The organism is Sphingopyxis indica (assembly GCF_032879645.1).
GTDB classification, from domain to species: Bacteria; Pseudomonadota; Alphaproteobacteria; order Sphingomonadales; family Sphingomonadaceae; genus Sphingopyxis; species Sphingopyxis indica.
In genome coordinates this window covers 118,118-142,728 of record NZ_CP076395.1, presented here as the reverse complement: position 1 = coordinate 142,728, position 24,611 = coordinate 118,118, and the positions used below count along the sequence as shown (strand labels likewise).

General features: G+C 62.3%; 24 protein-coding genes. 10 read left to right on the top strand and 14 right to left on the bottom strand.

What is annotated here, in order from left to right:
- Nucleotides 1–903 (bottom strand): LysR family transcriptional regulator, encoded by a 903-nt coding sequence (locus KNJ79_RS21130; protein WP_317154199.1) that lies wholly within the window; start codon nt 901–903, stop codon nt 1–3.
- A gap of 217 nt (nt 904–1,120) precedes the next feature.
- Between KNJ79_RS21130 and KNJ79_RS21125 the strand changes: the two genes are divergently transcribed.
- The 6 genes from KNJ79_RS21125 to pcaF all read left to right on the top strand — a co-directional run bounded on the left by KNJ79_RS21125 (nt 1,121) and on the right by pcaF (nt 7,570).
- Complete coding sequence (locus KNJ79_RS21125) at nt 1,121–2,878, top strand: FAD-dependent oxidoreductase (protein ID WP_317154180.1); 1,758 nt, start codon at nt 1,121–1,123, stop codon at nt 2,876–2,878.
- A 64-nt stretch (nt 2,879–2,942) separates the two neighbouring features.
- Nucleotides 2,943–3,590, top strand: coding sequence for a glutathione S-transferase family protein (locus KNJ79_RS21120; protein ID WP_021318767.1), 648 nt, complete (start codon nt 2,943–2,945; stop codon nt 3,588–3,590).
- A 201-nt stretch (nt 3,591–3,791) separates the two neighbouring features.
- A complete protein-coding gene (locus KNJ79_RS21115) occupies nt 3,792–4,982 on the top strand; it encodes a muconate/chloromuconate family cycloisomerase (protein WP_021318766.1) in 1,191 nt (396 codons plus the stop codon).
- Between the two features lie 10 nt (nt 4,983–4,992).
- Nucleotides 4,993–5,703: a CoA transferase subunit A gene (locus tag KNJ79_RS21110; protein ID WP_021318765.1), complete on the top strand. Its 711-nt coding sequence runs from the start codon at nt 4,993–4,995 to the stop codon at nt 5,701–5,703.
- On the top strand, nt 5,703–6,365 hold the full coding sequence (locus KNJ79_RS21105; protein WP_021318764.1) for a 3-oxoacid CoA-transferase subunit B: 663 nt from the start codon (nt 5,703–5,705) through the stop codon (nt 6,363–6,365). Before KNJ79_RS21110 ends, KNJ79_RS21105 begins: the two co-directional genes overlap by 1 nt.
- Entirely contained in the window at nt 6,362–7,570 is a 1,209-nt protein-coding gene (gene pcaF / locus KNJ79_RS21100; protein WP_021318763.1) for a 3-oxoadipyl-CoA thiolase, read from the top strand. The genes KNJ79_RS21105 and pcaF overlap by 4 nt, the downstream gene beginning before the upstream one ends.
- A 56-nt stretch (nt 7,571–7,626) precedes the next feature.
- On the opposite strand, the gene KNJ79_RS21095 is transcribed toward pcaF, so the two are convergent.
- On the bottom strand, nt 7,627–8,922 hold the full coding sequence (locus KNJ79_RS21095) for a tyrosine-type recombinase/integrase (protein ID WP_021318762.1): 1,296 nt from the start codon (nt 8,920–8,922) through the stop codon (nt 7,627–7,629).
- 816 nt (nt 8,923–9,738) lie between these two features.
- Between KNJ79_RS21095 and KNJ79_RS21090 the strand changes: the two genes are divergently transcribed.
- Genes KNJ79_RS21090 through KNJ79_RS21080 form a run of 3 tightly spaced genes read left to right on the top strand, consistent with a single transcriptional unit; the run spans nt 9,739 to nt 12,287 of the window.
- Complete coding sequence (locus tag KNJ79_RS21090; protein WP_267960734.1) at nt 9,739–9,870, top strand: hypothetical protein; 132 nt, start codon at nt 9,739–9,741, stop codon at nt 9,868–9,870.
- 57 nt (nt 9,871–9,927) lie between these two features.
- Nucleotides 9,928–10,569: a lasso peptide biosynthesis B2 protein gene (locus KNJ79_RS21085; RefSeq protein WP_317154179.1), complete on the top strand. Its 642-nt coding sequence runs from the start codon at nt 9,928–9,930 to the stop codon at nt 10,567–10,569.
- Complete coding sequence (locus tag KNJ79_RS21080) at nt 10,569–12,287, top strand: asparagine synthase-related protein (protein WP_317154178.1); 1,719 nt, start codon at nt 10,569–10,571, stop codon at nt 12,285–12,287. Before KNJ79_RS21085 ends, KNJ79_RS21080 begins: the two co-directional genes overlap by 1 nt.
- Here the strand turns inward: KNJ79_RS21080 and KNJ79_RS21075 are convergent.
- From KNJ79_RS21075 to KNJ79_RS21020, 12 genes are all read right to left on the bottom strand, one after another.
- Nucleotides 12,282–14,435, bottom strand: a complete 2,154-nt coding sequence (locus KNJ79_RS21075; protein WP_317154177.1) for a prolyl oligopeptidase family serine peptidase — start codon at nt 14,433–14,435, stop codon at nt 12,282–12,284. The two genes, KNJ79_RS21080 and KNJ79_RS21075, sit on opposite strands and share 6 nt — an antisense overlap.
- A gap of 25 nt (nt 14,436–14,460) precedes the next feature.
- The gene (locus KNJ79_RS21070) at nt 14,461–16,998 is read right to left on the bottom strand and encodes a TonB-dependent receptor (RefSeq protein WP_317154176.1); all 2,538 of its coding nucleotides are present in this window, start codon (nt 16,996–16,998) and stop codon (nt 14,461–14,463) included.
- A gap of 99 nt (nt 16,999–17,097) precedes the next feature.
- On the bottom strand, nt 17,098–18,087 hold the full coding sequence (locus KNJ79_RS21065) for a FecR family protein (protein WP_317154175.1): 990 nt from the start codon (nt 18,085–18,087) through the stop codon (nt 17,098–17,100).
- Nucleotides 18,084–18,692, bottom strand: a complete 609-nt coding sequence (locus tag KNJ79_RS21060) for an RNA polymerase sigma factor (protein WP_317154174.1) — start codon at nt 18,690–18,692, stop codon at nt 18,084–18,086. The genes KNJ79_RS21065 and KNJ79_RS21060 overlap by 4 nt, the downstream gene beginning before the upstream one ends.
- Before the next feature lie 254 nt (nt 18,693–18,946).
- Nucleotides 18,947–19,558, bottom strand: a complete 612-nt coding sequence (locus KNJ79_RS21055; RefSeq protein WP_317154173.1) for a GntR family transcriptional regulator — start codon at nt 19,556–19,558, stop codon at nt 18,947–18,949.
- On the bottom strand, nt 19,555–20,433 hold the full coding sequence (locus tag KNJ79_RS21050; protein WP_317154172.1) for a phytanoyl-CoA dioxygenase family protein: 879 nt from the start codon (nt 20,431–20,433) through the stop codon (nt 19,555–19,557). Before KNJ79_RS21050 ends, KNJ79_RS21055 begins: the two co-directional genes overlap by 4 nt.
- Nucleotides 20,430–21,056 carry an acyl-homoserine-lactone synthase gene (locus tag KNJ79_RS21045; RefSeq protein ID WP_317154171.1) on the bottom strand — a complete coding sequence of 209 codons (627 nt, stop codon included), beginning with the start codon at nt 21,054–21,056 and terminating at the stop codon, nt 20,430–20,432. Before KNJ79_RS21045 ends, KNJ79_RS21050 begins: the two co-directional genes overlap by 4 nt.
- A 97-nt stretch (nt 21,057–21,153) precedes the next feature.
- Nucleotides 21,154–21,915, bottom strand: a complete 762-nt coding sequence (locus KNJ79_RS21040) for a helix-turn-helix transcriptional regulator (protein ID WP_317154170.1) — start codon at nt 21,913–21,915, stop codon at nt 21,154–21,156.
- A gap of 254 nt (nt 21,916–22,169) precedes the next feature.
- A complete protein-coding gene (locus KNJ79_RS21035; protein WP_317154169.1) occupies nt 22,170–22,820 on the bottom strand; it encodes an SOS response-associated peptidase in 651 nt (216 codons plus the stop codon).
- Nucleotides 22,821–22,834: 14 nt separating this feature from the next.
- Nucleotides 22,835–23,344, bottom strand: coding sequence for an SOS response-associated peptidase family protein (locus KNJ79_RS21030; protein ID WP_317154168.1), 510 nt, complete (start codon nt 23,342–23,344; stop codon nt 22,835–22,837).
- 11 nt (nt 23,345–23,355) lie between these two features.
- Nucleotides 23,356–23,685 (bottom strand): hypothetical protein, encoded by a 330-nt coding sequence (locus KNJ79_RS21025; RefSeq protein WP_317154167.1) that lies wholly within the window; start codon nt 23,683–23,685, stop codon nt 23,356–23,358.
- A gap of 1 nt (nt 23,686) precedes the next feature.
- A complete protein-coding gene (locus tag KNJ79_RS21020; protein ID WP_089216810.1) occupies nt 23,687–23,878 on the bottom strand; it encodes a DUF6771 family protein in 192 nt (63 codons plus the stop codon).
- A gap of 238 nt (nt 23,879–24,116) precedes the next feature.
- Here KNJ79_RS21020 and KNJ79_RS21015 point away from each other — a divergent pair, with 238 nt between their 5' ends.
- The gene (locus KNJ79_RS21015; protein ID WP_317154166.1) at nt 24,117–24,518 is read left to right on the top strand and encodes a DUF2958 domain-containing protein; all 402 of its coding nucleotides are present in this window, start codon (nt 24,117–24,119) and stop codon (nt 24,516–24,518) included.
- Nucleotides 24,519–24,611 lie beyond the last annotated feature (93 nt).

Sequence of the window (24,611 nt, the reverse complement as noted above, 5' to 3'; positions counted from 1 at the left end):
TTATTCCACACGCGCGACCGGAACTTCGGCCATCGCGTGGACGAGGTTGATAAACGCCCTTGTCGCGGGTCGTACTTCGTCTGTGCAGTAGATCATATTCACCGGAATTCGCGTGTTGGCGCCCCGTATCGGGCAGAACGCCACATGGGGCCAGGTCAGGGCGGCAATGGATTCGGGCACGATCGTCGCACCGATCCCGCTGGCGACCAGGCCCATGGCCGAGGTTACATCATCGGCGATCTGGGTCACGCGCGGTGCGATGCCCGCGTTTCCGAGAAAGCGCAGGATTTCATCGGCAAAATTCGGTCTGCCCCCTTGCGGGAAGAGGATGAGTGCGGCGTCGCTGAGCGCCTTGGGCTTTGCCTCCACCAGCGACGCTTCGGGCGCCGAGGCTGGAAACGCGGCCATGAGTTGCTCATCGCTGACCGTCTCGATCGTCATGTCGGGCTCACCGCCGTAATAACGGGCAAAGCCGACGTCGAGGCGGTGCGCGCGCAGAGCTTCCACTTGTTCGCTCTTGCTCATGGCATGGAATACAATTTCGACGTCGGGCACCTCTTCGCGAAAGCGCCTTAGCACAGCGGGCAGGTAGGCATAGATGCTAGAACCGAAAAATCCGATCTGGAGTTGCCCGCGCTCGCCTCGTCCTGCTGCGCTGCTCCTGTCGACCATACGCTGAACCTGCGCGAGCGTCTTGCGCGCTTCGGCTAGAAATTCCCTCCCGGCAGCGGTCAGACTGACCCCTTTTGTGCTGCGGACAAGCAGCTTGTGCCCGACCTTGCGTTCGAGCGACTGGATTGCGCGGGTCACCGGTGGCTGCGACACATTGAGTAGGCGGGCTGCAGCCGTGACGTTTTGCTCTTCGGCGACAGCCACGAAATAGCGCAATTGGTATAGTTCCATCACTCCTCGCGATACAGAATTCGTATCGTGAAGGCTATGCAATAGTATTTTTCTAGCATGGCTACCAGACGTTAGTGTCATCCTTCGCAGCGTCAGATCGGGCGGGCATTCAGGAACGTAGACACGGCTCCTGGCGCCAAAGACGACGCGCTGCCCAGGCCGGCTTCGTAGGAGGAAGCCGAAGAAAGTACAAAGAACGATCGCTTTGGGAAGAGGAATGATGCCAAATAACAAAGAACAACTTGAAACAGATGTGCTTATCATCGGGACCGGGCCAGCAGGATCAACCTGTGCCGCTGCATTGGCAATGTACGGCGTCAAGCCAATGGTCGTGAACAAATTTGGATGGACCGTTCGCACCCCACGGGCTCACATAACGAACCCAAGAGCCGTCGAGATTTTTCATGATCTTGGGGTCAAAGATGATCTCTTGGATCATGCGACTCCACATACGCTTATGGGAGAGCATGTCGTCTGTACAAGTATCGCCGGCGAGGAGCTTGGGAGGTATCGCACCTTTGGCACAGAGTACGATTATGGCCTTAACTACCGGAAAGCATCCCCCGAGAACTTTGTCGATCTGCCTCAAAACTACCTTGAGCCGATCATGTTGGGCGCGGCATGCCACCGTGGCGCGACCTATTTGAATCATACCGAATTCAAGAGATTTGAACAGGATGACGACGGCGTTACCTCCTATTTGACCAACAATCTCACCGACGAGGAGATCGTTGTTCGCTCAAAGTACCTTGTGGGAGCCGACGGCGCCAACTCGCAGGTGGCCAAAGGCGCGAACCTGCCGTTCGAAGGTCAATCCGGAAAGTCGGCTTCAATGAACATCGTGTTCAATGCTGACTTGACGAAACTCGTGGCGCACCGTCCGACGGCGCTCTTCACGGTAATCGCGACCGGAGCCGATGTTGGTGGTTTGGGTCTGGGCGTGTTCCGCATGGTGCGGCCGTGGCACCGCTGGCTGTTGATCTGGGGACATGACAAGCAGGCAGGGACGCCGGAGCAGGATGACGAGGAGGCGCTGCGCATTCTGCGAACAGTCATCGGCGACGATTCCATCCCTATCGAGCTCGATTCCGTGTCATTCTGGACCGTCAACGAGCGATATGCCACGCAACTGTCAGAAGGCCGGGTATATTGCATGGGCGACGCGGTGCATAGTCATCCGCCGGCGAAGGGACTCGGTTCGAACACGTCACTTCAGGACGCCTACAACCTCGCTTGGAAAATGGCCTATGTGCTCAAAGGCAAGGCTGGAGCAGCGCTCTTGGATAGCTACAACCAAGAGCGCGCTCCGATTGCGAAGCAGATCGTCACTGCGTCGAACAAGAGTCTGCAAACGTTTCCCGCAGTTCTTCAAACGCTCGGCGTTTTGGATACATGTGATACAGAGATGATGGTTAGGCGAATCGAAGCGCTCAAGGAGGCGAGCCCTGCGGCGGCCAAACGCCGGTCCGAGCTTCGGAGTGCGATCGAAGCAACGCATGATTGTTACAATGATCCGGGGATCGAACTAAACCAGCGCTATGTTTCCGGCGCGGTGGCAACAGATGAGCCGCACCCATCATTTTCGGTCGACCCTGAGCGATACCACGAAATATCCAGCCACCCCGGCGCGCGTCTGCCGCATGCTTGGGTCAAGGATGGGGAAAAGCTGATTTCCACGCTATATCTGTGTGGCGGCGGTGCGTTTTCAATCCTGACGGGTGTGAACGGACAGCCTTGGAGGGAAATCGCAAAACAGGTGTCCGAGAGCCTTGATGTACCGATCAATGTGCATGTGATCGGCCACGGCCAGCGCTATGCTGATAGCCATGGCGAATATGCCCGTGTGTCCGAGGTTGAAGAAGACGGCGCGTTGCTGGTCAGACCAGATGTCTACGTGGGATGGCGCAGCAAGACGCTGACGTCAACGTCCCAGAAAGAGCTTGAGGATGCTATGAGGCAAATCCTCGCGCTTTGACCACTTCGATGACGAATAGTTCACTCCGCTGAAGCCAGCGGCCTTCTGAAAAGGCAGGTGCAAGATGATCCTCTACTACAACAGCGGATCGTGTTCGTTGGCGTCGCATGTCGCTCTCGAAGAGACTGGATTGAAATATGAGGCAGTGCGGGTCGATCTTTCCAAGGATCAGCATCATGCACCCGAGTATCTCTTGAAGAACCCTTGGGCGCGCGTGCCGGCCCTCGACGTTTCGGGCAGCACGCTTACGGAAAATGTCGCGATACTCCAGTATCTCGCCGATCTCGTTCCCGAACGCCGCCTCCTTCCAAAGCCGGGGACTTTTGACCGTGCTTTGGCGACGAGATGGCTCGCCTTGCTTTCGAGCACGGTCCATGTGGCATTTCGACCGCTGTTCCGTCCCAATCGTCTGGCGACGACGCCGGAAGGGCAGGAAGATGTGCGCGACACAGGTGTGCGTGCCCTCAACGAAGTCCTGGGAAGGTTGGAGGCTGAGCTCGGCGACCGCGCGTTCTTGTTGGGGGACGAATACTCGCTCTGCGATGCCTACGCCCTTGTCTTTGCACTGTGGACGCTACGACCGAACGCAAGGACCATCGTTATTCCGACACCGAATCTCCATCGGATCGCCAAGACAGTTTCGCAGCGGCCTGCCGCGCTGGCGGCCATGCGCCAGGAAGGCCTCGCTTTCGTCGAGCCATCTTCCGAGTGAGACCATGCGAGCGAGCACATGACTGCGGCCTCCAGTGGATTTGACGCCGGACTAAGCTGAGGCACCGACAGAATTGGCTGCGGTCGATACGTGCGACGCATGAGCAACCCGCGTCCTTAGTATTAGAACGCATGGCAAGTGATTGTTACTTTAGATCAAGCGGCCGGCTGACCGCAATTGAGAGAAGCGAGGCAAACCGACGTGACACAACTCATTATCCGCGACATCGAGACCATCATCGTGGACTTGCCGCTGCGGCGTCTGCAGCGCTTTTCCGCGCTTGCCGCGCGAAGCCAGAGCCTTGTGGTGATTCGGGTGCAATCGGGTGACGGCGTGGTCGGCATCGGCGAAGGCTCGATACCGAGTGGCCCCTGGTGGGGCGGCGAATCGGTCGAGACCATCAAGACGATTATCGACAGCTATCTGACACCGGTTCTGGTTGGCCAGTGCGCCACCGACATGACGACGCTGCGCGCGCGCATGGATGAAGTAGCGTTCGGCAACAGCTTTGCCAAAGCTGGCGTCGAAATGGCGCTATGGGATCTGATCGGCAATACCCTTGAGCAGCCTTTGCATGCCCTGCTCGGAGGAAAGGTGCGTGACAGCCTCGCCGTTGCATGGCCGCTTGCGACCGGCGATCGACAGCAGGAAATCGATGAAGCGCTTGGCAAGCTCGAAGCTGGCGAGGCGTCTGCGTTCAAGCTGAAGATGGGCGCGGTCGAGCTCAAGAAAGATGTTGAACGCGCCTGTGACGTCACGCTCGCGCTGCGCGAAAAGGCGGGCGTGCGGGTCGATCCGAATGAACGCTGGACCGAGGTTGATGCGCTGTGGGCGTTACCCCGTCTGTCCGAGGTCGGCGTCGAGATGATCGAACAGCCGCTGCCGCGGTGCGATCTCGACGGCGCAGTGCGATTGCAGGCCCGCAGCCCGATGCCGATCATGCTGGATGAGAGTATCCGGACCACACGCGACATGCTTGAGGCAGCGAAGAAGGGTGCCGGTGCGCTCATTTCGCTCAAGCTCATGAAGTCGGGAGGGATCGTCAATTCCCGCGCGGTCGCCGATGTTGCGCTTGCAGCCGGGTCAGCACTCTACATGGGAACCTTTCTTGAATCGTCGCTGGGCACCGCCGGTAATATGCAATTTTGCTCAACGCTCCCGCAGCTTCCTCTGGGCGGCGAACTCGTCGGGCCAATGCTGATAGCAGATGACATCACGGAAGAGCCGGTGCGCTACGTCGGCGGGGCACTTCAACTTCCTCCCGGCAACGGGATTGGTGTGCGGATCGATGAAGACAAGCTCGCGGCGTATCGCCGTGACCGATCGCGCAGCGCGATCGCGATGGGGTCCAGTTGCGCGCAGGCGCCAGCGTCTGCTGGCGCCGGGGCATAAAGCACTAGCCATGGCGAACAAGATCTTCGGCAACGCTTACGATGCCCTGCATGATGTCTTGCACGATGGGATGACGATCATGTCGGGTGGTTTCGGGCTTTCGGGCAATCCCGAGAGCCTGATCCCGGAGATCCGGGCAGCAGGGGTGCGCGGTCTGACGGTCATCTCCAACAACGCCGGGGCCGACGGCTTCGGCTTGTGGATGCTGCTCGAGAGCCGGCAGGTGAAGAAGATGATCTCCTCCTATGTCGGCGAGAACAAGCTGTTCGAGCAGCAGTATCTCTCGGGCGAGCTGGAGCTGGAACTCAACCCGCAGGGCACGCTGGCAGAGCGCATCCGGGCGGGCGGCGCGGGTATCCCGGCCTTCTACACCAGGACCGGCGTCGGCACGGTGGTCGCCGAAGGCAAGCCCACCGAAATCTTCGAGGGCGAGGAATATGTGCGCGAGACCTGGCTGCGCGCCGACCTCGCGATCATCAAGGCGTGGAAGGGCGATCCGGCCGGCAACCTTGTGTTCCGCAAGACCGCGCGCAACTTCAACCCCAACATGGCGACTGCGGCCCGGGTGACGGTCGCGGAGGTCGAGGAGATCGTCGAGGCCGGCGCGCTCGATCCCGACTGCATCCACACGCCGGGCATCTATGTCGACCGCATCGTCAAGAGCACGATCAACGAGAAGCGTATCGAGAAACTCACCACGCGCCCGAGGGAGGCTGCCTGATGGCCTGGACCCGCGACCAGATGGCTGCCCGCGCCGCGCAGGAGCTTCGGGACGGCTATTACGTCAATCTCGGCATCGGCATCCCGACGCTAGTGGCCAACTATATCCCCGACGGCCTCGACGTGACGCTGCAATCGGAGAACGGGATGCTCGGCATGGGGCCGTTTCCCTATGAGGGCGAGGCCGATCCCGATCTGATCAATGCTGGCAAGCAGACCATCACCACATTGCCGACCTCAAGCTTCTTCTCCTCGGCCGACAGCTTCGCGATGATCCGCGGCGGCCATATCGACATGGCGGTGCTGGGCGCGATGGAGGTGGCCGCGAACGGCGACCTCGCCAACTGGACGATCCCCGGCAAGATGGTCAAGGGCATGGGCGGAGCGATGGACCTGGTGGCCGGCGTCAAGCGCGTCGTCGTCGTGATGGATCACATCAGCAAGGCAGGAGCGTCCAAGATACTGGAGCGCTGCACCCTGCCTCTGACAGGCCGAGGCGTTGTCGACCTCATCATCACCGACCTCGCGGTGATCGCCTGCGACAAAGCGGCCGGCGGCCTCACCCTGGTCGAGCTGGCGCCGGGCGTCAGCGTGGATGACGTGAAGGCGAAGACCGGCGCGGCCCTCGATACGGGCGCCGTCGGGAGCGAGCCGGCGCGATGAGCGACGCGTTCATCTGCGATGCAATCCGAACCCCGATCGGCCGCTTCGGCGGCGCGCTGTCGACAGTTCGCGCGGACGACCTCGCCGCCATTCCGATCCGGGCATTGATCGAGCGTAATCCAGGCGTGAACTGGCAGGCGGTCGACGATGTGCTTCTCGGCTGCGCGAACCAGGCGGGCGAGGATAATCGCAACGTAGCGCGCATGGCGACCCTGCTCGCAGGCCTGCCCAAGGAAGTCTCGGGCTCTACCGTCAATCGGCTCTGCGGTTCGGGGCTGGACGCGGTCGGATCGGCCGCGCGCGCAATCCGGGCCGGCGATGCTGAGCTTATCATCGCCGGCGGCGTGGAGAGCATGAGCCGCGCGCCTTATGTGATGGGCAAGGCCGATACTGCCTTCTCGCGCGGCCAACGCCTTGAGGACACGACGATCGGATGGCGCTTCGTCAACCCCGCGATGAAGGCCGCCTATGGCGTCGATACGATGCCCGAGACCGGCGAGAATGTCGCCCAGGAATGGGGCGTCAGCCGCGAGGACCAGGACGCCTTCGCCCTGGCAAGCCAGCGGAAGGCGGTCGCCGCACAGGCCAATGGCCGCCTCGCGTGCGAAATCGTGTCCGTCATCATCCCGCAAAAGAAGGGCGATCCAATCACCGTCGCGCAGGACGAACATCCTCGCCCGAATACGACGCTCGAAGGCTTGGCGAAGCTGAGGCCCATTGTGCGCCCGGATGGCACGGTGACCGCCGGGAATGCCTCCGGCGTCAATGATGGCGCGGCGGCGATGGTGGTCGCCAGCGAAGAGGCAGCAAAGCGGCATGGACTCAAACCCCGCGCCCGCGTGGTCGCTATGGCGGCGGCCGGCGTGGCGCCACGGGTCATGGGCATTGGTCCGGTGAACGCCGCTCGCAAGCTCCTGGCGCTTGGTGGCGGCCTCAGCATTGACCAGCTTGACGTGATCGAGCTCAACGAGGCGTTCGCTTCGCAGGCGATTGCCGTGCTGCGGGATCTCGGTCTTCAACCCGATGACGAGCGCGTCAACCGCAATGGCGGCGCGATCGCGCTCGGCCATCCGCTTGGCATGTCTGGCGCCCGGATTGCAATGAGCGCAGTCGAGGAACTCGATCGCTCGCGTGGCCGCTACGCGATGGTGTTCATGTGCGTCGGCGTGGGCCAAGGCATCGGCCTACTGCTGGAGCGGATCTGATCGCAACGATCGATGCATATTCCACCGATCGGCTGTAGGTGATCCGCCACGATGGATCATTGCTGCAGTGACGCGTACATTTCCGAAAAGCGGCGGCGCTTCACTTCCTTCATCGTCATGATCTCCCCTCCATCCAACAGCCTTGCGATTTCAGCAGCGACCTGATCAGCGGCGATCACTAGTGCAGCGTCGAGGTGGACATAGCGTTGCGTGACGCCCCGCGGGCCGTGTCCAAGCAGACCCGCGATTGTCAACTCGCTGAACCCGAGCGAAGCAGCGATGCTGGCGAATGTGTGGCGAAGAACATGGGGCGTCACGTCTTCGAGGCCGGCGCGCGCGCAGACGCGATCGAGAACGCGAACCACGCCAACAAAATGGCCATCACCCCAATCCGCCGGGAAAACAAACGCAGACCGACTGCGTTGCGCCTGCCGCAAAAGGTGAATGACCGCATCATCACCTGCCGCGCGCATCTGAGCACCCGACTTCGTCTCGGGGAAGGCGACGCAGTTGTCGTCGGCTTCGATCCATTCCTTTCGCATGGCCAGGACTTCCATCCGCCTGAACCCCGTCAACAGCATGGCGCGGATGGCCGCGAGCCCGGTCGGATGTTCTCCTTCGCGTTCCATCTGGGTCATGATCTTCCCCAGGTGACGCACCTCGCCGACGCTGAGATGGCGCTTGAGCCTGTCCGAAGCAATCACGCGGACGCCGTTGGCGGGACTTTGCTCGATCATGCCATGACGGCGCGCATGGTTGAGGAGGCTGCGCAGCGTGCTGATCGCTCGTCCTGCAACACCGGCACCGCCTGACGTTTTTCCGCCGCGCCCGCAGGTCTTCTTGCGCGCTGATTTGCCGGCGGCGATATCGGCCTGCAGCGCTTCGATATCGCCCAGCTTCAAATGGCTCACAAGCCGCGTCCCCACGAGCGGCTTAATGTGCTGTTCGATCCGGCTTCGGTCGCCCGCAACCGATGACGCCTTGATCGGGCGTCGATTGCGACCGAGCAGGCGACCGGCTTCGGCTTCCTCAAGATACCAGTCGCAAATCTCTGCCACGGTCAACCCGTCGCGCGCTGCGTGCCGCTCCTCCGATGGGTCACCGCCGTCGATTACAGAAGCAAGCTTCTTCTGCGCCAGATCGCGGGCGCGTTCGACGGTCAGGATCCCATATTGACCGATGACGTAGCGGCGCGTGCGGCGTTCGGCATTGCGATACTGAATAAGGAAAGTCTTCGTGCCCGAGGGCTTTACGCGGATGCCAAAGCCGCGCACTTCTGTGTCCCAAGCGAACATATCGCGCCCCGACGTATGTTGCAGTGCATCAACGAATTTCTTGGTTAGTTTAGGCATCTTTGGACTCCTTTCGCATGTGAGAATTGCGGTAAATCAGCGGCTTGTTGGGAGCGTGCGTCGGGCACGCGACGCCATCTGCTTCCCCACGCAGGTGCAGCATGGCCGGGGAAGCAGGGGGGAAGCAGCAGAACGCGTGTTGCCGGTTTTGCCAGCGTATTGTCGGCGGAACAGGTGTCAATGAAAGCACTTGAAACATCGTGCTTTTTCGCGCAATGGCGTGTAATTGCCTGCTGTAGCGTAGACCGCCTGATCCGGTTGCCAAGGTTGGGGTCGAGGGTTCGAATCCCTTCGCCCGCTCCAGTTTTCCGACATTTTTCAGTGACTTAGACCTCCAAGCGCACTGCGACGTTTGGTGACAAGGTGGTCTGCGTGGGGGGTTGTCCTCATAATGTCACCACTTGGGATCGTGGCATCGGAAAGAATCTGCAAGGTCGACCATAAGGCCGTCTACGAATGGGAGAGGGCTGCGGCCATCGCAGGCCGCGCCTTGTAGACCTGTCTATCGAACCTCGATGCAGTTCATAGAAACATCCAATTCCGGTTCCAGTTATCGTTGCGAATTGGTCAATCGATCGGGGATGAGATCGCGCACTTCGCAATTGTTGAAGTGTGTGACCGGGTTCCGCTACGCATGTCCAGGCGAAAGCTAAAGGTAGTGGTGCGCGCCCCGACGTGCGCTTCCTTGGCTCGGTCACCTTTTCCGCGGATTTAGGTTATGAATAATAATTGAATTATAAATTGGAAGCGGCCTGCCGCAAAACATACTTTTCACATGCGACTCATTTTAGTCGCGATGCTGGAAAGGAATGTGACATGAATACGCATGACGACATCATCGACCTCGGCGCCGCCCAGGACGAAACCCATGGTGCGCTGCCCGCGGGCCAACCGGACGTGCAGCCCGGCGATCGCTTCATCCTCGGCGGTATCAGCGCCGACGATTGATCGATGCGTGGCGTGCGGTCTCGGCACTGCACGCCACCTTCGCTCGGCGATCTTCCCATGAAAAAGCCTGCCCCCGCTGCAACGCACTGGTGCCGAACCGGCAATGGCTTCATATTTCTGGATTTGGCTTCAGACCGCTACTTCACACTTGAATCAGGCGCAGCGGATCGGTTCTCGCTCATCGTTCATCGCGGACAAGATGCCGCAGACGACGATTGGCTTGCTGAGCGAGGATTGCACAATCTCGCCCGGCCGGTGGATCGAATCTTCCCTGAAGCAATCGCACCGACGTCAAGCTATCTGGATTCTCCAGGTACGGAGAGAGCGTCCGCAGTCGATACGATACGCGCGATATACGCCTTGGCCCTGGCGCGACGACATGTTCGAAAGCTTCGGCTGGCGCAGATTTTGAGTACCATCCCCCAATTCGAGCCGCTACCTGCGGAGGACCAACGCTCGGCCGCGCGCTGTGCGGCGGCCGCGTTTCAGCGCGCAAGGCACTATTTTTCCGGTATGGACGAATGTCTTGGCCGCGGCATTGCAATTCGCCGAGTGCTGGCCGGAAAGGGCTGCGACGCCCGGTTGGTGATCGGGGTGACCTTGCCTTTTGCTGCGCACTGCTGGGTCCAGCTCGGTTCCGCCGTGCTGACAGATCCGCTTGATGTCGTGCTTCCCTACACCCCCATTTTGATTGCCTGATGCCAGGCTATTTTCGCCTTGAAGTTCCCAGACGTTCGGATCGCAACGGCGGCAAAAGGGCCGAGGAGGACCCGTCTGCGCTCCTGCTCCACGGCGCTCGGCTCTGGTGCGACGAACATCCGCTGGAAATTGGCGGCGATGGCTATCTGATCGGTCATCTGTTCAAGCGAGGTGCAACGAGCCGGGTGCTCGACCTGTGCGAGGCGGCGGCCGAAAAAATCCTCGCATCTGGCGGCAGATCGCTCGCGTCCGACTATTGGGGCGGCTATGTCGCAATCTTGGCGCGACCTGATGGACATATTGCCGTTTTTCGAGATCCTTCAGGATTGCTGCCCGTCTATTATCGCGAAGATGATCGATGCTTGACCCTGTCGAGCGATGCTGCGGAACTGGGCAAACACGGCGGGGTCAATTATCCTGCAATGCTGAGGTTCCTGGCCAGCGCTGGCGCGCCGAGCAGGGAAACCTGCCTCGAAGATGTCCGGCTACTGCTTCCCGGAGAAGGGCTGATAGTCGCCGGAGGCTCTCATCAGCTGGAAAGCTGGTGGTCGCCTTGGGATTGGACGCAGGTCAGACACAGATCATATGCGGCAGCCGCCAAAGAGCTTCGCGCCGTCGCGCTCGACTGCATTGGAAGCTGGACGTCCTGCTTTGACTCGATACTTGTCGGTGTGTCTGGAGGTCTCGATTCCTCGATCGTCGCCTGCGCCGCCGCTCGCCGCGCAGCGGCACTTCATTGCCTCACGATGGTCGAAGACGACGCTATCGGAGATGAGCGTCGCTATGCGTCCATTCTCACTACGGCACTCGGCACCCCATTGCTCGAAGCGAACTACGACCTCGGAGCGGTCGATATTGGTCGCGCCGTGGCGCCGCACCATCCATGGCCTCATGCTCCTTTCTACATGCAGGCGATCGAGGCGGTGCACGACGGCCTCCGCCGCGAGCAGAAAATCGATGCATTCTTCTCGGGCAATGGAGGAGACAATATCTTCTGTTCGATCCGCAGTGCTACGCCATTCGTCGATCGCTTCATGGCGCAGGGGCCGCGCCATGGGCTCTTCGACACGCTGCGCGACTTAAGCGATTTGACGGGCGCGAGCGGTACGACCATCCTGCGACATGCCTGGGACCGATATCGTGATGTCGCTCGTCCCCCCTCCCTTCATCGTGACTATTCCGGACTTTCTTCTGCGGCGATTGCCGAACTGGAGCATCCCCGCCCTTCGCACCCCTGGATGCAAGCGCCCGAAGGCGGCCTTCCCGGCAAGGCGGCGCACGTCAGACTGCTTGCCCGCGCGCAGCGCAGCATTGAACTTTATCCCCGCCGCACCCATCCGCGCCATATCCCGCCCCTGCTTTCGCAGCCCATCGTCGAAACATGCCTGTCGATCCCGACATGGCAGTGGGTAGCCGGGGGCCGGGATCGGTCCGTTGCGCGAGCGGCCTTCAAATCCGTCGTGCCAGCCGAACTGCTTCGCCGCACCTCGAAAGGCGGACCGGGCGGCTTCATGCACCGTATCTATCAGGCAAACGCCGAACGCGCCGGCGACCTGCTTCGCAACGGCCTGCTCGCGCGCGCAGGCCTGCTCGACTTGTCGATATTGGAAGCGGCGTCCCGGCCGACCGCGCAGGGTTTCGAAAAGGCGCAGCGTGTACTCGAGCTTTGCGCGGCAGAAAGCTGGGCCCGTTGGTGGAGCGATGCCGCCCGGTCATGACGGCTCACGCTGCAGGGCGCTGGGCGGTCGCGAGCAATCCCGCAATTGCGCTGCCATCGTTGACCAGCGGTCATATGTGCTAATGGGGGCCATGTTCGGATCGCGTCGGCCGCGAAGCCAGAAATCGAACCAGGCCATATTCTCGCGCATCGCGCGCAGCCGGTTCGATGGGATGTGAAACAAATGCGTTTCGTCGGTGGCAATATCCTCGCCGGGATAGAGGCTGATCTGGGCCGGCACCTCCGCATCGCGAAGCGCGGTATAGAAATCGATCGCTCCCGCAAAGGGAGACGCCATTTGCTGCAACACGGGCGCGCAGACCTTCTCTGCGCGAAGCGACGGCGACAGCTGACGATAGGAAGCGAGATGGCGCCCCGACGGCGGGCCGCCGAAAATGGCGTGATACCCCTCTTTCGGATCGGCATAGGATGCCGGCTCAAGATAATTGCCGTCCCCGCTGGATGCGGCTCCAAATATGGTCGATTGGGTCACAGCGACATTCACCATCTGCGATCCGCGGCTATAACCCGCGATCCCAATCCGTTCGCGATCGATAATGCCTTTGCCGACCAATTCGTGGATCATGTCCTCGAAACTATAGACCCCGTTGAGCCAGATCAGTTCGCGGAGCCGCGACGGCCCGAGTACACTCGGGCCGCCGGACCATTCCATATAGGCATTCCAGAGCTCTGCCTGCTGCCGCGCCGAAGGATCATTCTGAAGGATGACGACAAAGCCGCGCTCGGCGAACAATTGGGCGGGATAATTCCATTGCAAGTCCGGGCTGGCGAAGCGCTCGTCGGCGTCGCTGCCATGCGTGATGAGGATCGCTGGATAGGCCTTCCCTTTCTGATAATCGCGCGGCCAGACTATGAAACCCGTCGACCGATAGCCTAGCCGGTTCGTCCATTCATGCGCGGTCACGCGGAGCGGCGCTATTGACTCATGAACAGACGAGAGCGAGGCGAGCGCCCGCACCTCCCCGGATTCCGGAGCGACATGCACCAACCGCGGGGCTTGATTGAGGGATTCTTCTACGCAAACACCCCACGCGAGGTCCTGGCGGAAATCGCAAGCGGTTAGGCTACCTGCGACGAGGAGTGGCTTGACCTTCCGGCTGCCGAGCAGAACCAGCCCATAGCGTGGGTGCGGTATCGTCCGCACGCCAAGCACCGCCTTGCGCCCGTCGTTCGCCAGCCAATTGCCTGCCGCACGCGGATCGCCAATATAATAGGGTTGTGGGCCATAATGGATTTTGCGGCCATCCGGGCGCGTCTCCGTGAGGTCGAGCTCGCGGCCAAAGCCTTCGCTCGCGAGCACGCCGCCATGCGGACCGCTGACCAGGCCGATCGACGGGAAACCCGGTTCCTGCTCCGCGGGATGGCTTGATCCTGTTGCAAAGCTCCAAATGAAGGTCCCGGTGCCACCCGAACGCTCCGCATCGCCTTGCTCCAATTGGTAGCGGGGGCCCTCGCGCGTCCACTGCACATTCGCACCATAGTAGAAAGCGAGACGATCTTGAGCTGGCCGCGATGCCACCAGCCACTCTTCGCCCGCGGCCGATCTCAGTCGCAATTCCACTGTTGCCTTTACCGGCGCGCGCCGCCGGTAGCGCTGTGCGACGACCGCAGCGTCGATCGACATGGCGAGCGGTTCGGGACGCGGCCTGAGCGTCGCATACCAAAGCCATCGTCCGTCAGGAGACCAGTCGTGATATAATATGCCGATCCGGCGCGGTGCGCCGCTTCGCACGGCGAAGAGCCCGCCTTCCGTCTGCCCGACGGTAACGACGGCCTCTCGCTTGAGCAGCAGCGTGAGCGTCCCGCGCGCGTCCAGCTTATAGAGTTGAAGCCCATCTCCGCGATCGATCAGGAGGCTCCAGCCTCGGCCATCCGGCAGACGTCTGAGCTGTTCGGCGCTTGGCGCCCGCAAAATTTCGCGGGACCTGTGCGAGTCGAGATCGTACAGATGAAGGATCGAGACGCTTTTATCGGTTTCGATATCCGCTCGCCGCTCGAGATAGGCGAGCGACCTGCCATCGCTGGCCAGGCTCAGATCGAAATCGGTCGGCACGGTCGCGATATTCTCGATCGTCCATCGACGGCCTTCCGTGGCTTCGACCGGACCGCCAGTGCCGAGGATCGCCACGAAGGCAAGCGCCGACGCAGTCGCCTTACCAGTCATGTCGGACCGTCACGCTCAAAAAGCGTGCAATCGCCGACCCGTTGGTCGTGTCGAACGGCGTGTCGAACGGTGACGTCGTGAAAATCGGCGCGGGCTTGCGGTTGAACAGATTCTGCGCGCTCAACGCGACTTCCGTCCCCTTAGCCAGCTTTATGCGGCCGGTGAGATCGATCGTCGTCGCCCCCTCTATCTTGACGGACGCCGGACGGCGGTTGTCGGTGACGGCGCCACTGTGATTGAGGAAAGCAGAGAGCGAAAAGTTCTTGCCGCTCAGCGTCAGCCCGCCGCGCGCCCGGAAATGCGCCGGATGGAAGATCGTCCCGGCAAGGTCGGTCACCGGCAGGCCAGAGAGAAGTTGCTGGCTGCTGTCGAGCCAAGTAGCACCGGCATTGAGGCTGAGCTGGCGGTTGCTGCCCAGCGCGGCGTCATATCGTACGGCCACATCAACCCCGCGGTATTTTTGCCGTGCGACATTGCGGTCGCGCGCATCGAGGAAGGCCACAACGCGCGCGGGATCGTAAAGCGCGCCCGTTATGTTCTGGAGCCCGCCATCGGCACCATCGAAGATGGCGTCCAGCAGTGCCGGTGCCGGATTGCGGGTCACGAGATCGGCATAGATCGGGTTGTCGAGAACCCCGGCACCCGAAGCCAGCGGCGGCGCGACCCGGTCCTTATAGTCGATCCGGAAATAGCTCGCGGATAGCGCGAGCTCCGACAGTGGCCGCACGGTTGCGCTGAAAGTCCAGTTTTCCGATCGCTCGGGCCCGAGCCGGTCATTTGCCCCCAGCGCGTAGGCAAGGGTTGAACCGGCAGGAAACCCTTGGCCGAAGCCGCCAACCGGGACGAGCAGTGCCGCATAGCCAGAATATTGCTGATAGAGCGTCGGGAGTTTGAAGGATCTGCCCCATGACACCCCGAGCCGGAGCTGCTTTATTGGGTCATAGACGAAGCCAAGCTTCGGGGTGACGATGTCTCCGGAGTCGGAATAATCCTCGTAGCGCAGCGCCGCGGTGATCGAAGCGCGGTAGGCGAGCGCGATATGCTGGTCGGGACTCGTCAGCGGAAGCAGCAACTCGCCATAGGCGAAGTGATTGCGGCGCGAGCGGGCAAAGCTGCGCGTGCCGATCTCCGATGAGAAGCGATTGATGCGATAGCCTCCACCCAGCGCAAGGCGCGCGGCGCCCGCGGGCAGGTCGAATAGCCGACCCTCGAGCCCGGCCTCAACGGCGATGTTCCGGTTGAAGAAATGTCGCGCGGTCGCGCTACTCGGCGCACCGCCGCTGTAATTCTGACTGAGGCCGTCGGTCGTGTCGGTTCCGAAAAATGCTCCGACATTGAGTTTCCAACTCGCCGACAGGTCAGCTGACAGGGTTGGAGCGAGACCGAATGTTTCAAACTCGGTGCGCGCTTCGAGCCCCGCGTTGCGGAGTGGCTGGGCGACCGTGAAGCCCGTGGCCGTTTTCATTCTTCCGCGCTTGTAGATGAGGTCGGCTGCCAAGGTCACACCGCCTCCGAGCGACTGGTGCCCGCTCAAGAAAAGCGCGTGTCTGCTCAGGTCGGGATACAGAGTGGAATCGGGATTATTCGCGCCCGCATAGCTGCGATCCTTTGCCCGGATCGCGGTGCCGCGCGAATAATCATAGGCCGCGATGATGCCGCCCTCCGACCAGGCCGAGCCGCCAAGAAGATTATATTGCTGCTGGAAATTGCCGCCGTCGGTCGACGCCCCGAGCCGCGCGCTGGTCGACACGCCATCATAGTCCCGCTTGAGCAGAATATTGACCACCCCGGCCACCGCGTCGGCGCCATATATGGCGGATGCACCATCGGCCATGATCTCGACGCGATCGACCGCGGCGATCGGAATGGCGCTGACGTCGATGACCGAGTTCACGCTGCTATAGGCAAAGCGCTTGCCGTTGATCAGCGTCAGCGTGGCATTGGGACCGATCCCGCGCAGGTTGAAGGTCGATGCGCCATTGGCGTTGACATTCTCATTGGCCGCGCCCTGCGTATTGCCGATCCCCGGATTCTGCCCGCCGCCGAAATTCTGTGGGAGGCTGCGTGCCACCTCGCCGAGGTCCGCCTGTCCCGCGTTGCGGATATCCTCCGCCTTGATTTCGATCACCGGTGCAGCCGCAGGCGCGCCAGCGATCCGCGAGCCGGTCACAATGATGGCTTCCGGTTCCGCGGCAGGGGTGATTGCAGCGGACGCGCTGTTCAGGATGACGACCGTACGGTCGTCGAAATTTGCTTGGAGTCCGCTTCCGGCAAGAAGCGCCTTGATCGCTTCGCGGGCTGTCAGTTCGCCCTTGATGGCGGGAGCGGTCTTCCCCTCGATATCTTCCGAGGCGGCATAGAGTTCAATGTTGGCGACGTCGGCAGCCCGGCGCAGCGCCTCTCCCAGATCCTGCGCCGGAATATCATAGGATTGGCGCGGCGCCTGCATGGCCTGCGCGCCTTCGGGCGAAAGCAAGGCTGCCGTGCCGACGAGCAGTGCGGCCAGCGAACGGGATTTAATCGACATTTCCACTCCCCCAATATTCTCGGCCGTGCATCAGGCAGACGGCCAGTGGGGGTGCGTTGACGGGAAGATAGGAGCGACCTTAGTCGCTCGGTGAAAAAATTATCGGCGGCGGAGGTGGATGGCGTCAGACCTCCGTTCGACGGCGAGGCCGAACAATATGGCGATCCGATCGGCGAAAGCGTCGGTCTGGCTGATATGGAAGCGGCCCGACACTTCGCGCGCGGCTATGTCGGTGTCGTCGATCACGATCGGCACCGCGGCGTAGCGATTGGCTTCGGCGACGAGCGCGCCGAGCTTGATCGATCGATACTCTGCCCACCCTTCGGTCCAGTCTGGCTGAATGACGGCAGCCAGCGCCGCGACAGGCTCCAACCGGCTATCGGGTCCATAGGCGAGGGCGCTTCCCGCCTTGAGGGGCATGGTCTGATCGACGTCTGCATCGGCGCGCACCTCTGCTGCGCCTCGGCGCAACGATGCGACCACGGTCCCCGATGCGGCGAGACTCAGATCGATTTCGGCATCATTTGCCGTCGCTCCTCCGCGCCCAGCCTCGATCCGGAGTGGGACATCGCCCGGCGCGACCGACAGTCGGACCCGGCCCCTCACGAGACGAACGCTTCGTTCGCCATGCGAAAAGGCCACGTCGAGCCGGCTGTCGGTGTCGAGCGTCGCGCGCGAACCATCGAAGAGCCGGAAGGTGCGGATCTCGCCGCGCTGCGTCTCGAGCGGTTCGGCAGCAAAAGCCGTCGCGCCGCCGCCTGGCTGGCCGGGAAAGGGCGCGCCTGCGGCCCCGATCGCGATGATCAGGAGCGCTAGCGCGGTAGCCGCAGCTCCCCATGGGAACCAGCCGCGCATCCGACCGCGACGCGCTCCGGCATGCGTCGTTCCGTGGCGCTGTGAAGTCTTGAGGATCGCGAGCGCCGCCATCCGCTTCTCGGCGCGCCGATAGGCTTCGCGATGTTCTGCAGATGCTTGTAACCACGCGTCGAATTCGCCGCGCAGCACCTCCGCATCCTCGCCGCGCATCTTGACGAGCCACGCCCGCGCGACCTCGTCGGCCGCATAATCGTCGTCGCCGGTCTTGGTCATTTCCCGCTGTCCACCACCTTCGCGATCCGACCGAGCGCCTTCATCATATGATATTCCACCGTCGCAATGCTGATGCCGAGCTGTTCATGTATCTCGCGATAGGAAAGTTCGTCCACCCGGTGCATCAGAAAGACGCGCCGCGTCTTGGGCGGCATTGCGTCAACGGCTTTCTCGTAGAGCTCCAAAAGGTCCGCCGCTTCGAGGTTCCATTCTTGCGTGGCCGGGGTCACGGCATCCCTCTCTTCGCGCAGCGAAAATAGAGCGATCGGCGCAGACTTGCTTCGCCGAGCCCGGTCGATCAGGAGATTCTGCGCAATACGGCGAAGAAAACCGCCCGGGTTGACGAGCTGGTGCCGTTGCTCGCTGCCCGCTGCCCGCGCAAAGACTTCCTGCACCAGGTCGGGCGCTTCCTCGGGGCCCGCCTTGCGACGCAGGAAATGAAAGAGCGACGAGCGGTGCGTGCGATACACCGTCTCCAGATCCTGTCCGATGACGGGCCGATGTTCGACCGGCGCCGGACGGTCGTCGGGATGCACATGGCAGGCCGACGACACCGAAAAGGGGTGGCGTAGCGGAGCGTCGTCGCAGCAGGTACAGGAAGACACAGCAATTGTTCCGAGGGCACGAGCAGAGCCATCCCGCCGTAGCCGGATGCCCGTCTCCCAGTGCTGTGCCGCCGTTCGGTCGCTTGTGCGATCCAGGGTCCGGTTCGGCCGCCGGTCCGGTCAAGGACTGGCGCATATAATGCCTGGCGAAATAGTCCGCGCGAAAGCTGCCAGCAATGCTCCAGCGCGCCCGAATCATGTCAATTGCGGGCGGCTGTGACAAGCAAAAGCGTCGATCCGGCAATATTGGCCGCTCAAGACTGGCGGCCGGGATGCGCAGCTAGCGTCCGTGCATAGGAAGTGGCCTCGCGCGCGCGCCGCTCATGATAGCCAAGCAGCAGGCTCCGCATCTCGGTCTGCGGCGCGGCATCGACAATGGCGGCCTCGAGCAATTTATATTCGGCCTCGACATCGCCAAGGATCGCGGCGTCGAAATGGCGCGAGAACTGGAGCCGGTCGCCGATTGCGGCGATGCTCGCCACGATCTCGGCATTCGAAGATCGATCCGCGACCGCGAGGAACAGATCGGCGATCCGATCGGGATAGGGCTGATCGGCACTCACCGGGATTGCCAGCCGATTTGGCGCCGTCGCGAGCGCGGCGAGTTGCAGGATCAGATGCAGCTCGAGCAGATCGCGAAACTCGGTCTCGGTAAGGCGGTGAACATGAAAGCCTTCGCCCGGCGTGAAGTCGACCATGCGCTCGCCATTGAGGCGGTAGAGACTGTCGCGCACCGGGGTCATGCTGACCCCAAGATCATCCGCGAGACGCGCCGCCTCGATCCGGGCGCCGGTCGCCCATTCGCCTGTCATCAGCCGGCGCTTGATCGCCTCATAGGTCGGCTCGAACACATGCGCGGGACTCATGCGCCTGCCCTTTCGACGGCGGCAAAGGCGGCGACCGCCTCGGCCTGGTCGGGGCGCAGCGCGTCGATCGCGCCTAGATGAGCGGGCCTTTCATCCTTCAGCAGAACAGAGGGGCATTGGCCTTCATAATTGCCGAGATTGGGACGGTGCTGCGCATAACCGGCGAGCGCTGCCAGTTCGGGTGGAAAATGTCGCGCGACCTCGGGGGGATAGGCCAGCCACAAATTCTCATAGGGCTTGAGCCAGCCAAGGCTGTAGCTGACCAGCACGCCGCGCCTCACCTCCTTGCTGAGGTTCGTGCCCGCACCGTGTGCGGTCGATCCGAGAAAGCAGATCGCCGACCCCGGTTCACATTCGGCGAATATCGGCTGGCCGAGATCGGTCTTTGCCATTCCCGCCGCCCCATGGCTGTTCGGAAAGATACGCGTCGTGCCATTTTCCTCCGTGAAGGGCGTGAGCGGCCAGAGGACATTGACCAGATATTCCTGGGTGCCGTTGGCGCCGCGCCACATATCCTGGTCGCGGTGCGGAAACTGCCGGACTTCGCCCGGATGGATCTCGATCGCCTGGGTGAGGTTGAGCTGTATCCGGTCGCACCCGCTTGCGAGGATCGTCTCGACCGCGGGGAGGATGATCGGATTGAGCACCAGTGCGGCCATATGCTCCGATCGCTTGAGCAGGCTGCCGAAGCGCTTCGTGCGGCGACCATAGAAATTGCCATCGCAGAAGGGTGTCGCGTCGAAGATCGGATCGAGATCCTTCGCCAGTGCGTGGACGCGGGCGATCGCCTCGTTGCGGATGATGCAATAGCCGGTGCGGCGCAATTCCTCGACCAGCATCGCGCTGACATCGGCTTCGGGGAGGTCCCTTTTCATAGCGCCGGCTCCCCGCCTTCCTCAAATTTGAGCATGAGCGGCGCATAGGTCCCCGTTCGTTTCAGGCCCGGGAGCGTGTCTTCGTCGATCGAAATGTTGAGCGCGACGATCCGGCAGCTTCCATCTCTGTGGACGGGGCCCAGCGTGCGGCAGGCCCAGCCGAATTTGCTGATGCTATGGTACCATCCCGCCTCGGCGATCCCGACATAATCGCTGATGCCATTGTGCAGGGCATGGTCGGCGAGCGCGGTCACGAGCTGGTTGCGGGCGTCGCGGCGCTCTGCGGGCGTCTGCGCGGGGTCGAGGCAGAAGCGGCTGATCTCCCACATTCTGGTGCCGGTCGGCGGGCCATCGGCGCAGAGGTGCGGATAGATGTCGCCGAGAAGGTGCGGCGCCGTAGTGGGCAGGAGGCGCGCCGAAGCGCGATGACGCAGATCCTCGGGGTCGAGCAGGATCAGATAACGGGCGTCGGGCGTGTCGAACTGATCCAGCTCGAAGCGGCCGTCGAGGGCTGGCAAATCCCATTTGAGCTTGTCGATGAAGACCTGCTTTCGCGCGGCGAACATGCCGCGCAGCGCGGCATTCCCGGGCGCGTGCGGCGCCCGCGTGGACTGTTCCAACATGATGATTCCTTGGCTGTGGAGCCGGAATCAGACCATCGATCCTTCGCGGCGGCTATGCCCATTTCTGGGCAAGGATTTTGCGATTATGCGCGGCGCGTCAGTTCGGGCGCCACCAGTCGTAGATGTCCGAGAAGCCGATCAGCCCGTCGAACAGCGCGCACAGGATCAGCATCGAGCGGCAATGCACCGAATAGCGGTCGCGCGCCATCTTCAGGTGGCGCACGACCGTCTCTTCGCTGATCCCGAGAATATCGGCGATCTCGCCGGCGGTCTTGCCGCGCGCCGACCAGAGCACGCATTCGCGTTGCCGCTCGGTAAGTATCGGGCGTGGCCGTAAAGGAGAGGAGCCGATCAACTCGCGCGCCGAAGCGATGGCGATCGCGCCGAGGATTTCGGCGGCGTGGAGCATCTCTGCCGGAATGTCCGCGTGCGGACGGACTGCGAAGGAGCAGGTCCCCGATGCCTCGCCGGGCAAATGGCGGGGAACCGTGAAGCCGTCACCGACGCCGCTCTCGCGTGCTACCGACAGCAATTGGCGGTCGCCGCGGCTCAGCGGAATATAGCGATCGACGTGGCGCCATTCGAAGCCGGTCAGCGATCGCTCGCTAGCGCGGCGGATCGGATCGGTTCCGCTGAGATCGAAGCCGACATAGACCTTGGCCCAGGCGTCGGGATAATTGTGCACGAGGATCGACGCCGGTTCGCCGGTTCCGCGCCGATCGAAGGCAAGCGCGAAATGGTCGAACCCCATTCGGCCCGCAGCCTTGGTCAGTGCGGCGAAGAGCTGCTCTTCTCGGTCTACTCCTGTAAATTCCTGTGCGAGTTCCTCTGTCAGATAATAATGCTTCACGTCGTTCATCGGCCGCCGGCGCGTTCCCGACCCGCTCGCCTGCGGTCCGCTCCAACTATCGCCGCGGGCCTCTTCCTTTCGGCGCGGGCGAACGGGGGAATTTCCGACGGGTCCTCACGCCATGTCCGTCCGCTGTTCCCGCAGCCTGGCGCACGGCGATCGATCGGTGAGCAAGATGTAACAGGCTGATAATCCGGGTAAAGGGCCCGGTCCCGACAATCGGACCCGCTTCTGGATCTATTCCTGTCGAACGTGGCGGCTTGTCAGAGCAGCGACGGCGCATCTGCAGGCGGCGCCTTGCGGCTGAACCAGGGTACTTCGGTGCGCTCGACGGCGAGGCGATCGGCAGGATATCTTGCGACCAAGGCCATCGCCTCTTCGGCAGGCGCGTGAAGCCAGGCATCATGATCTTCGGGATGCAGGATAACGGGCATGCGATCATGGATGTGGAACAGTTCCTCGGTCGCATCGACCATCACGCCCGTATAGCAATCGCCCCATTCGTTGGTCGGCCGCCAGAGACCCGTCCAGGCCGCAAGCGGCTGGTCGGTGACGCTGATCCAGGTTCGCGTCATCTTGCCCTTCTCGCCTTCGGCTTCGGCGAAGGAGGTGAAAGGGATGAGGCAGCGATGGACCGGGTTGGTGAACCAGGGCCGCCAGAAGGACATCAGCTTGTCGTCGCGCGCATTGTTGACCGGCTTCGGCTTGCTGGTCGGTTTCATATGTTTGAGGCGCACCGGGAAGCCCCAGGTCATGGCCTGAAGAACGCGTTCGCCGCCGTCCTGCCTCACCACGAAACCCTGTCCGCCAGGATAGACGTCGCCGGGCGATGCGTTGGTGGCCTGCGGCCGGCGCGATTTGAAATAGGATGCCACCTCGTCGACCGTCGAATTCAGCGTCACCAGGTTGCACATGGGGCGGCCCTCCGTCAGGCCGCTCCGAGCAGGTCGTCGAAATTCTGCTGGATCGGCGGCGCGATCCTGAAGCTATTCTTGGGGAAGGGCCGCAATAAGTCCAGCGGCGGTCGCGTTGCCATCAACCAGTCGAAAAGGTCGCCTGGGTGAACCACCCCGACATGGCGGTCCTTATGATGGGAAAGATCGGCATAGGCGGGGACCGTGAGCGCCGCGAAACTGTCGGGCCAATCGCGGCTCCCTGGACGCCATGTCGCCGCGATGCATAGGAAGGGTTCGCCGATGAGGCTTGCCGAATAGACCGTCTTGCCTCGCTTCACCAAGCCGAACTCATTGGCAAGCAGCAGGCACGGACGGTCGATGATCGCGGTCTCGGACTTGAGCAGCGGGATCTGGAAAATGTCTGGATCACGCGACGGCAGGCCCCAGTGAAGCTCCTTCTCGCGTTCCTGATTGCCGTCCCAGATCATGACCCGGTGCGGCTTTCCGATCCCCACCAGGGCGTCGTCATTCTCGATGTCCATCGGACAGTCTCCTAGGCGCGGAAGCGGCTCAGCGCGCGCTTCCATTCGCGTTCGTCGGGCATGGGCAATTGGATATCGTCCTTGCTCGGCGCGACCAGTTCGAGCCGGATCGGCCGAATACGTTTGCCGGTCCGTGCCTTGCAGCGCGCGCACCAGAATTTTTCACGGGCCTTGCCAAGATCATCGTCCCACATCTTGCGCTGGAACTTCCACCACAGACCATAAGGATCGAAGGTCGCGCTATGGCCGCAGCGGCACACCGGCCTGACCGCCTGATACCATGCCGCCGCCTCGAACAGATGCGTCGCGCGCCGCCCGCCTTCTCTGGTCCAGCCGCCCACGTCACAGCGAAAGCCCAAGCTGGTCGATATGCGCGGGCTCGGGGCTTCCACCCACGCTCTCGACGATGACGCGGGCGAGCTCGAACGCCGCTTCGACGCGCATGTGACTTGTAGGTGCGGTGAGGCCCACGCGCGCCCAGCCGGGAGCGGCAAGCAGGGTTTCTGCGACTCGGGCGGTATCGATCCTGTCCATGCTCATATGAGAACATAGGAAGAACAACATGACAAGCCCGCTGCGCACGGCTGGGCCTGTCCATGATCCTCGGTCCCGCGGCGGCAGGCCGCCGCGAGCGAGCGCGAGGGTTGCCGGACCGCGTGGCGGACGGAGTGCGGCGAGAGAGGCTTGCTGCCGGTCCCCCGCGGAGAAGCGAAATGAACCATCAAGCAAAGCCTTGCCGCCGCGGCAAAGATTTCAGGGGGAGGATCGCGGCATGAAACTCCTCACTCCCGACATCGCCGCCGCGCTCGCTGCCAATGCTGCCGCAAGGCACGACGCGATCGCGCGCGGCGCGCGCGAACCCGATCCCAAGCCCGTCGTGCGCTTCTTCAGCCCCGTCGGCGCCGCCACCTGGCTCGCAACCGAGATCGATGCCGACGGCATATTGTTCGGTCTTGCGGACCTGGGGTTCGGCTGTCCCGAACTCGGCAGTTTCTCGGCCGCCGAACTCGAGGGCGTGCGCCTGCCCTTCGGGCTCGGCATCGAGCGCGACCTCCACTTCGAGGCGCGCCATCCCCTGTCGGTCTATGCCGAAGCGGCGCGCGCGGCGGGCTCGATCATCCTTGGCGAGCAGCGCCTGCACGCAGCGGCGCGCCGGCCTTCGCGGCGGGGCTGAGGCCGCGGACTTGTTCGGGGCCGCCGGTGGCGGCCCCGTTCGAGGAAGAGGGAAGCAGGGGCTTCGTGACGGGTTTCAGGAGCCGGGAGAGTG

What these genes read in the sequence shown, in the direction of transcription:
- pcaF (WP_021318763.1), top strand. Translation starts at nt 6,362, where the DNA reads ATGAGCGACGCGTTCATCTGCGATGCAATCCGAACCCCGATCGGCCGC.
- KNJ79_RS21110 (WP_021318765.1), top strand. Translation starts at nt 4,993, where the DNA reads ATGGCGAACAAGATCTTCGGCAACGCTTACGATGCCCTGCATGATGTC.
- KNJ79_RS21035 (WP_317154169.1), bottom strand. Translation starts at nt 22,820, where the DNA reads ATGTGCAACCTGGTGACGCTGAATTCGACGGTCGACGAGGTGGCATCC.
- KNJ79_RS21105 (WP_021318764.1), top strand. Translation starts at nt 5,703, where the DNA reads ATGGCCTGGACCCGCGACCAGATGGCTGCCCGCGCCGCGCAGGAGCTT.
- KNJ79_RS21085 (WP_317154179.1), top strand. Translation starts at nt 9,928, where the DNA reads ATGAAAAAGCCTGCCCCCGCTGCAACGCACTGGTGCCGAACCGGCAAT.
- KNJ79_RS21120 (WP_021318767.1), top strand. Translation starts at nt 2,943, where the DNA reads ATGATCCTCTACTACAACAGCGGATCGTGTTCGTTGGCGTCGCATGTC.
- KNJ79_RS21095 (WP_021318762.1), bottom strand. Translation starts at nt 8,922, where the DNA reads ATGCCTAAACTAACCAAGAAATTCGTTGATGCACTGCAACATACGTCG.
- KNJ79_RS21030 (WP_317154168.1), bottom strand. Translation starts at nt 23,344, where the DNA reads ATGGACATCGAGAATGACGACGCCCTGGTGGGGATCGGAAAGCCGCAC.
- KNJ79_RS21015 (WP_317154166.1), top strand. Translation starts at nt 24,117, where the DNA reads ATGAAACTCCTCACTCCCGACATCGCCGCCGCGCTCGCTGCCAATGCT.
- KNJ79_RS21080 (WP_317154178.1), top strand. Translation starts at nt 10,569, where the DNA reads ATGCCAGGCTATTTTCGCCTTGAAGTTCCCAGACGTTCGGATCGCAAC.
- KNJ79_RS21125 (WP_317154180.1), top strand. Translation starts at nt 1,121, where the DNA reads ATGATGCCAAATAACAAAGAACAACTTGAAACAGATGTGCTTATCATC.
- KNJ79_RS21070 (WP_317154176.1), bottom strand. Translation starts at nt 16,998, where the DNA reads ATGTCGATTAAATCCCGTTCGCTGGCCGCACTGCTCGTCGGCACGGCA.
- KNJ79_RS21050 (WP_317154172.1), bottom strand. Translation starts at nt 20,433, where the DNA reads ATGAAAAGGGACCTCCCCGAAGCCGATGTCAGCGCGATGCTGGTCGAG.
- KNJ79_RS21040 (WP_317154170.1), bottom strand. Translation starts at nt 21,915, where the DNA reads ATGAACGACGTGAAGCATTATTATCTGACAGAGGAACTCGCACAGGAA.
- KNJ79_RS21090 (WP_267960734.1), top strand. Translation starts at nt 9,739, where the DNA reads ATGAATACGCATGACGACATCATCGACCTCGGCGCCGCCCAGGACGAA.
- KNJ79_RS21130 (WP_317154199.1), bottom strand. Translation starts at nt 903, where the DNA reads ATGGAACTATACCAATTGCGCTATTTCGTGGCTGTCGCCGAAGAGCAA.
- KNJ79_RS21020 (WP_089216810.1), bottom strand. Translation starts at nt 23,878, where the DNA reads ATGGACAGGATCGATACCGCCCGAGTCGCAGAAACCCTGCTTGCCGCT.
- KNJ79_RS21065 (WP_317154175.1), bottom strand. Translation starts at nt 18,087, where the DNA reads ATGACCAAGACCGGCGACGACGATTATGCGGCCGACGAGGTCGCGCGG.
- KNJ79_RS21055 (WP_317154173.1), bottom strand. Translation starts at nt 19,558, where the DNA reads ATGAGTCCCGCGCATGTGTTCGAGCCGACCTATGAGGCGATCAAGCGC.
- KNJ79_RS21045 (WP_317154171.1), bottom strand. Translation starts at nt 21,056, where the DNA reads ATGTTGGAACAGTCCACGCGGGCGCCGCACGCGCCCGGGAATGCCGCG.